Genomic DNA, 7,065 nt, shown 5'->3' with positions numbered 1-7,065 from the left:
GCAGGCCCCCGAGGAGTTCCTGGACGAGGACGGCGACGGCCGGGTGGACGGCCTGCGGATGCGCCGAATGGAGCTGGACGGTTCCGGTGGGGTCCGCCCGACGGACGAGACCGTGGACTACCCGGTGCAGGCGATCTACCGGGCGGTGGGCTACTTCGGGTCCCCGGTGGAGGGGGTGGAGTTCGATGAGGTGCGCGGGGTGATCCCGAACGCGGAAGGCCGGGTGCTCGACGCGGACGGTGCCCCCGTGCCGGGCCTGTACGCCTCGGGGTGGATCAAGCGGGGCCCGGTGGGGTTGATCGGGCACACCAAGGGTGACTCCCTGGAGACGATCAAGCATCTGATCGAGGACGAGCCGGGGCTGTGGACGGCCCAGGAGCCGTCGGAGGAGTCCGTGATCGAGCTGCTCGAGTCCCGTGAGGTCCCGTACACCACGTGGGCTGGTTGGCATGCTCTGGATGAGCATGAGAAGTCCTTGGGTGCGCAGGCGACGGAGGCCGGTCCGGTGGCGCGGGAGCGGGTGAAGGTCGTGGACCGGGAGGAGATGACCCGCATCTCCCGGGAGGGTGTCCTCCTCGGTGCCGGAGGCTGAGCCCTCGCGTCGGGTGGACCCGCGGCGGGGCGCGGGCCACCCCTCGCCCGCGCCGCGGCCCGCTCCCTACCGTGGTGCCCATGACCACCTTCGCCGCAGCCGAACGTGCCCGCCTCGCTGACCTCCTGCTCGAGAAGGGCCCCGACGCGCCCACCCTGTGCGGCGGCTGGAGCACCCGCGACCTCGCCGCCCACCTCTGGCTGCGGGAGAGACGGCCCGACGCCTTCGCCGCCCTGTTCATCCCGCCGCTGTCCCGCCACCTCGACCGCCTGACCGCGGAGACCAAGCGCCGCGACTACGCCGAGGTCGTGCGGGAGTGGGCCGCGGGCCCGTCGGCGCTGAACCCCATGCGGGCGGCGGACAGGCACGTGAACGCGGCCGAGCACTTCATCCACCTCGAGGACGTCCGGCGCGGCGAGTCGTCGGCCGGCGGCTCGCTGCCCGCCCCGCGCTCGTTCTCCCCGGACGAGGAGGACGCCCTCTACCGCTCGCTGCGCCGCATGGCCCCGCTGTTCCTGCGTAAGTCCGCGGCGCCGGTGGTCCTCCAGGGCCCGGGTCGCGCCCCGGTCACCGTCACCCGTGGGGCCGTGGCGCTGCGGGCGCCCGTCACGGTGACCGGCGAGGTCGGGGAGCTCCTCCTCTGGGCCTCGGGCCGGGACGCCGCCCACGTGGAGCTCGACGGCGACGCGTCGGCGGCCGTGCGCACCGCCCTCTGATGCGCTCCGGCCCGCGGCCACGGGCCGGCGCATCGTCCACTACACTGGCGGGCACAGGCGTCGACCCGGCCATCACCGGCGAGCCTCCGGAAGAACGGGCCGCACGGCCCCAGTAGAACCGGACGGGTAAGCCCGTCACAGCAGTCATCAAGCGGCCAGCACCCCGGGGACCTCCCGACGCCGGCAAGCAAGGTGGTACCGCGTCCGCGGCCGGCCGGAGGGTCGGGCCCTCGGGCGTCCTTGCACGGAACCGACGCCCCGGACGCAAAGGACCCCCGTGTACCCCCTCGCCTCCTCCGCCCCTGACGGCCGCACCCCCGCCTCCCCGCGCTTCCCGGAGATCGAGCGCCGCATCCTGGCGTACTGGGACGAGGACGGCACCTTCCAGGCCTCGATCGACCAGCGTCCCGCCTTCAACGAGGACGGCTCGCAGAACGAGTTCGTCTTCTACGACGGCCCGCCCTTCGCCAACGGCCTGCCGCACTACGGCCACCTGCTCACCGGGTACGTCAAGGACCTCGTGGCCCGCTACCAGACGCAGCAGGGCCGCCGCGTGGAGCGCCGCTTCGGCTGGGACACCCACGGCCTGCCCGCCGAGCTCGAGGCGATGAAGCAGCTGGGCATGACGGACAAGTCCGAGATCGAGGCCATGGGCATCGACAAGTTCAACGACGCCTGCCGCTCCTCGGTCCTGAAGTACACGGACCAGTGGCAGGACTACGTGACCCGCCAGGCCCGCTGGGTCGACTTCGAGAACGACTACAAGACCCTCACCCCGGACTTCATGGAGTCCGTGATCTGGGCCTTCTCCGAGCTGCACCGCAAGGGCCTGACCTACCGCGGCTTCCGCGTCCTGCCCTACTGCTGGAACGACGAGACCCCGCTGTCCAACCACGAGCTGCGCATGGACGACGACGTCTACAAGATGCGCCAGGACCCCTCGGTCACCGTCACGTTCCCGATCACCGGCCTCCCGGCGGACCCCGCCCTCGTGCCAGACGGCGGCGCCGACGCGGCGCTCGCCGCGCACCTGGCCGGCGTCCACGTCCTGGCCTGGACCACCACGCCCTGGACGCTGCCGACCAACGCGGCCCTCGCCGTCGGCCCCCAGATCCAGTACGCCGTGGTGCCGGCCGGCCCCGAGGGCGCGACCGCGGACGGGGACCGCTTCCTCCTGGCCGTGGACCTCGTGGGCGCCCACGCCAAGGAGCTCGGCTACGCCGACGCCGACGCCGCCCGCGCCGCGGTCACCGAGACGATCCCCGGCGCCCGCCTCGGCGGCCTGGCCTACGCGCCGCTGTTCACGGACGTGTTCGACGCCCACCGCGGGGAGACCTTCACCGTCAACGGCCGTGACCTCGGCGTCGAGGGCGCCCACCGCATCCTCGTGGACGACTACGTCTCCACCGAGGACGGCACCGGCGTGGTCCACCAGGCGCCGGCCTACGGTGAGGACGATCAGCGCGTGTGCGAGGCCAACGGCATCCCCGTGCTGCTCTCCGTGGACTCCGGAGCCCGGTTCCTGCCGCTGTTCGCCCGCGAGGACGTCGGGCGCGGCGACCTGCGCGAGATCGCCGGCGTCCAGGTCTTCGAGGCCAACCGCACGATCATCCGCGCCCTGCGCTCGCTGGGCCGGCTCGCGCGGGAGGCCTCCTACGAGCACTCCTACCCGCACTGCTGGCGCTGCCGCACGCCCCTGATCTACCGCGCGGTGACGTCCTGGTACGTCAAGGTCACCCAGATCAAGGAGCGCATGCTCGAGCTGAACGAGGAGATCACCTGGATCCCCGGCAACGTGAAGCACGGGCAGTTCGGCACGTGGGTCGCCAACGCGCGCGACTGGTCCATCTCCCGCAACCGGTACTGGGGCTCGCCCATCCCGGTGTGGGAGTCCGACCACCCCGACTTCCCCCGCCAGGAGGTCTACGGCTCGCTCGCGGAGATCGAGGAGGCCTTCGGCCGCCTGCCGCGCAACGCCCAGGGCGAGGTGGACCTGCACCGCCCGTGGGTGGACGACCTCACCCGCCCCCACCCGGACCCCGAGGCCGCCGCGGCCGGTGCGGTCATGCGCCGCGTCGAGGACGTGCTGGACGTCTGGTTCGACTCCGGCTCCATGCCGTACGCCCAGGTGCACTACCCGTTCGAACGCGCGGACTGGTTCCCCACGCACAACCCGGCGGACTTCATCGTGGAGTACATCGGCCAGACGCGCGGCTGGTTCTACACCATGCACATCCTGGCGACCGCCCTGTTCGACCGGCCGGCGTTCTCCAACGTGATCGCGCACGGCATCGTGCTCGGCTCGGACGGGCAGAAGATGTCCAAGTCGCTGCGCAACTACCCGGACGTCACGGAGGTCCTGGACCGCGACGGCGCGGACGCCATGCGCTGGTTCCTCATGGCCAGCCCCATCCTGCGCGGCGGCAACCTGATCGTCACCGAGGACGGCATCCGCGAGGGCGTCCGCCAGGTGCTGCTGCCGGCGTGGAACGCCTACCACTTCTTCACCCTGTACGCGAACACCGCGCACGACGGCGGCGCCCGCCCCGAGGGGTACCGCGCGCAGGAGCGGCACACCGCCGAGGACCCCCTGGACCAGTACATCCTGGCCGCCACGGGCCGCATGCTGCGGGAGGTCAAGGCCGGCCTGGACGCCTACGAGGTCTCGGACGCCACGGACGCGCTGCGCGGCTTCATGGACACCCTGACCAACTGGTACATCCGCCGGTCCCGTGAGCGGTTCTTCGACGAGGACACCGTCGCCTTCGACGTCCTCTACACCGTCCTGGAGGCCTTCACCCGGGCCGCCGCACCACTGATGCCGCTGATCGCCGAGGAGATCTGGCGCGGCCTCACCGGCGGCCGCTCGGTCCACCTGACCGACTACCCGGACGCCGACCTGTTCCCCCACGGGCCCGAGGCGGACTCCCTCGTGGCCCGCATGGATGCCGTGCGCCGCATCAGCTCGGCCGGCTCGGCCCTGCGCAAGGGGGCCGGGCGCCGGGTGCGCCTGCCACTGCCCCGCCTGTCCGTCGTCGTCCCGGACGCGGCGGGCCTCGAGGGCACCTACGCCCGCATCGTGGCGGACGAGCTGAACCTCAAGGACGTCGAGCTCACCGAGCTCTCGGAGGAGGCGATCGCCCGCTACGGCATCGGCACGGAGCTGAAGCTGAACTTCCGCGAGCTCGGCAAGGCGTTCGGCAGGCAGGTGCCGCTCGTGAAGCAGGCGGTCGACGCCGGCGCGTACGAGGAGACGGCCGAGGGCCTGGCGGTCACGCTCGCCGACGGCGAGACCGTGACCCTGGCCCCCGCGCTCTACGAGCTGCGCACCGTCTCCACCGGTGCCCCCGAGGGGACCGCGGTGGGCGTGCTGCCCGGCACCGCCGGCTTCCTCGTGCTGGACACCGAGGTCTCCGCGGAGCTGGCCGCCGAGGGCACCGCCCGGGACGTGGTCCGCGCCGTCCAGGCGGCCCGCAAGGACGCCGGCCTGGACGTCTCCGACCGCGTGCGCACGCGGATCGAAGGCCCCACCGCCGTCGTGGCGGCGCTCGAGGCCCACCGCGGTCTCGTCGCGGAGGAGACCCTCACGGTGGACCTGGAGCTCGTGGACTCCGGCGCGGCCGACCCGCGCAAGGACCCGGCCGACGACGCCATGAAGACCGTGGCCGTCTCCGTCGCGAAGGCAGACGCGTGATGCGCGGGGACGTCCCGGGCACGGTCGAGGAGGTCTACCGGGACCTGCTCGCCCGCGCCCCGGAGAACAAGATGCAGCCGCGGCTCGAGCCGATGCGGCGCGTGCTCGCGCTGCTCGGCGACCCGCAGCACGCGGCCCCGGTGATCCACCTGACCGGCACCAACGGCAAGACGTCCACGGCGCGGATGGTCGAGGCCGTCCTGCGCGCGTACGGGCTGCGCACCGGGCGCTACACCTCGCCGCACCTGCAGCGCGTCACGGAGCGGATCAGCATCGACGGCGCCCCCGTCGCCGACGAGACCTTCGTGCGCGTGTGGGGGGAGATCCTCCCGATCGTGCAGACCGTGGACGCGGAGCTCGAGGCCGCGGGCGAGGTCCCGCTGACGTACTTCGAGGCGCTCACCACGCTGGGCTTCGCGGTGTTCGCGGACGAGCCCGTCGAGGTCATCGTCCTCGAGGTGGGCCTCGGGGGCGTGACGGACGCGACCAACGTCGCGGACGCCGTCGTCTCCGTGGTCACCCCCATCTCCCTGGACCACACGGACCTGCTGGGGGAGACCGAGGCCGAGATCGCCGAGGAGAAGGCCGGCATCATCAAGCCCGGCGGCGCCCTCGTCTCCGCCGCCCAGGAGCGCGACGCCGCCCAGGTGCTGCTCGAGGCGGCCCGAGCGGCCGACGTGCCGTTCCGCTTCGAGGGCGTCGAGTTCGGCGTGCTCGAGCGCTCCCTGGCCGTGGGTGGCCAGCAGGTGTCCGTGCGTGGCCTCGCGGCCGAGTACCGGGACCTGTTCCTGCCGCTGCTCGGGGAGCACCAGGCGCAGAACCTCGCGGTCGCCGTGGCGGCCCTGGAGATGTTCCTGGGCGGCGGCGAGCGGCCGCTGGACGAGGAGCTGCTGCGCGAGGGGCTGTCCCAGGTCACCTCGCCCGGCCGGCTCGAGGTGCTGCGCACCGCCCCCACGCTCATCGTGGACGCCGCCCACAACCCGGACGGCGTGCGGGCCACGGCCCGCGCGGTGCAGGAGGCGTTCGGCTTCACCCGCCTCTCGCTGGTCGTCGGGATCCTCCAGGAGAAGGACGCGCCGGGCATGCTCGCGGCGCTCTACCGGGCGTTCGGCGACGACGTGGAGGACCTCGCGGTGACGCAGTCCTCCTCGGCCCGCGCCATCCCGGCCGGGGAGCTGGCCCGCATGGCCGTCGACGCCGGCTGGCCCGAGGATGACGTGTACGCCACCGAGTCCGTGCCGGACGCCCTGGAGTGGGCGGTCGGCCGCGCGGAGGCCCTGGAGACGAGCGCGGACGAACTGGCCTCCGGCACCGGCGGCGGCGTGCTCGTGCTCGGCTCGATCACCCTGGCCGCGGAGGTCCGCACCCTCGTGGGCGAGCCCCGCCACGCCGGCCCCGTCACCGTGGCCGCCCGCGGCCTCGACCCCGCCGACCTGCTCGACGCCGTCGGGCTGGCGGACGCCGACGAGGACGACCTGGACCCGGAGATCCTCGAGCTGCTCGAGGACCGCGACGACGCCGGCGCCCGCCGCCGGCCGGAGGAGGACCGATGACCCCCGACCAGCCGGAGACCGGAGGCGCCACGGAGCAGGGGCGCTTCGGCGACGAGTCCTGGCGCCCCGCGCGTGAGACGCGAGCCCAGCGGCAGTGGCGCCCCGGCACTCGTCGGCGCCGCCGCTCCGTGCGCGCCCTGTTCACCTCCACGATCCTCATGCTCGAGGCGGTGCTCATCTTCTTCCTCGGGCTCATGCTGTTCGGCATGCACCGGGACGAGCCGGGCGCCTGGTGGTTCGTGGCGGGCTACTCCGCGCTGGCCGTCGTCGCGGTGCTGACCTGCGCCCTGGTGCGCAAGCCCGTCGGCATCGCGATCGGCTGGGCGATCCAGGCCGTCCTGCTGGCCTCCGGCTTCTGGGAGTACTCGATGTTCGTGGTGGGGGCCCTCTTCGCGCTGACGTGGGCGTACGCCGTGATCAAGGGCGGTGCCATGGACGTCGAGAACGCCCACCGGGACCGCCTCGAGGCCGCCTGGGAGGCCGAGCACGGACGCTGAGACCCGGGCCCCA

The 7,065-nt window shown here is 73.2% G+C and carries 4 protein-coding genes and 1 pseudogene; all 5 read left to right on the top strand.

What is annotated here, in order from left to right; translation table 11 throughout:
• Positions 1 to 592 (top strand): annotated as a pseudogene (locus ACTSKS_RS10825) (pyridine nucleotide-disulfide oxidoreductase); the annotation flags it as partial.
• A gap of 80 nt (positions 593 to 672) precedes the next feature.
• Positions 673 to 1,308: a TIGR03085 family metal-binding protein gene (locus ACTSKS_RS10820; protein ID WP_158184480.1), complete on the top strand. Its 636-nt coding sequence runs from the start codon at positions 673 to 675 to the stop codon at positions 1,306 to 1,308.
• Positions 1,309 to 1,585: 277 nt separating this feature from the next.
• Complete coding sequence (ileS, locus tag ACTSKS_RS10815) at positions 1,586 to 5,002, top strand: isoleucine--tRNA ligase (RefSeq protein ID WP_158183719.1); 3,417 nt, start codon at positions 1,586 to 1,588, stop codon at positions 5,000 to 5,002.
• Positions 5,002 to 6,555, top strand: coding sequence for a bifunctional folylpolyglutamate synthase/dihydrofolate synthase (locus ACTSKS_RS10810; RefSeq protein ID WP_036340400.1), 1,554 nt, complete (start codon positions 5,002 to 5,004; stop codon positions 6,553 to 6,555). Before ileS ends, ACTSKS_RS10810 begins: the two co-directional genes overlap by 1 nt.
• Positions 6,552 to 7,052: a DUF4233 domain-containing protein gene (locus ACTSKS_RS10805; protein WP_036316917.1), complete on the top strand. Its 501-nt coding sequence runs from the start codon at positions 6,552 to 6,554 to the stop codon at positions 7,050 to 7,052. Before ACTSKS_RS10810 ends, ACTSKS_RS10805 begins: the two co-directional genes overlap by 4 nt.
• Positions 7,053 to 7,065: the final 13 nt, after the last annotated feature.

Source organism: Micrococcus sp. TCR-5, from assembly GCF_052220525.1.
Taxonomy (GTDB): domain Bacteria; phylum Actinomycetota; class Actinomycetes; order Actinomycetales; family Micrococcaceae; genus Micrococcus; species Micrococcus luteus.
The sequence above is the reverse complement of the archived record's forward strand: the minus strand, read 5'-3'. Positions and strand labels throughout refer to the sequence as shown.

Excerpts from the sequence above, each read along its gene's own strand:
- ACTSKS_RS10820 (WP_158184480.1), top strand. The coding sequence starts at position 673 with ATGACCACCTTCGCCGCAGCCGAACGTGCCCGCCTCGCTGACCTCCTG.
- ACTSKS_RS10810 (WP_036340400.1), top strand. The coding sequence starts at position 5,002 with ATGCGCGGGGACGTCCCGGGCACGGTCGAGGAGGTCTACCGGGACCTG.
- ACTSKS_RS10805 (WP_036316917.1), top strand. The coding sequence starts at position 6,552 with ATGACCCCCGACCAGCCGGAGACCGGAGGCGCCACGGAGCAGGGGCGC.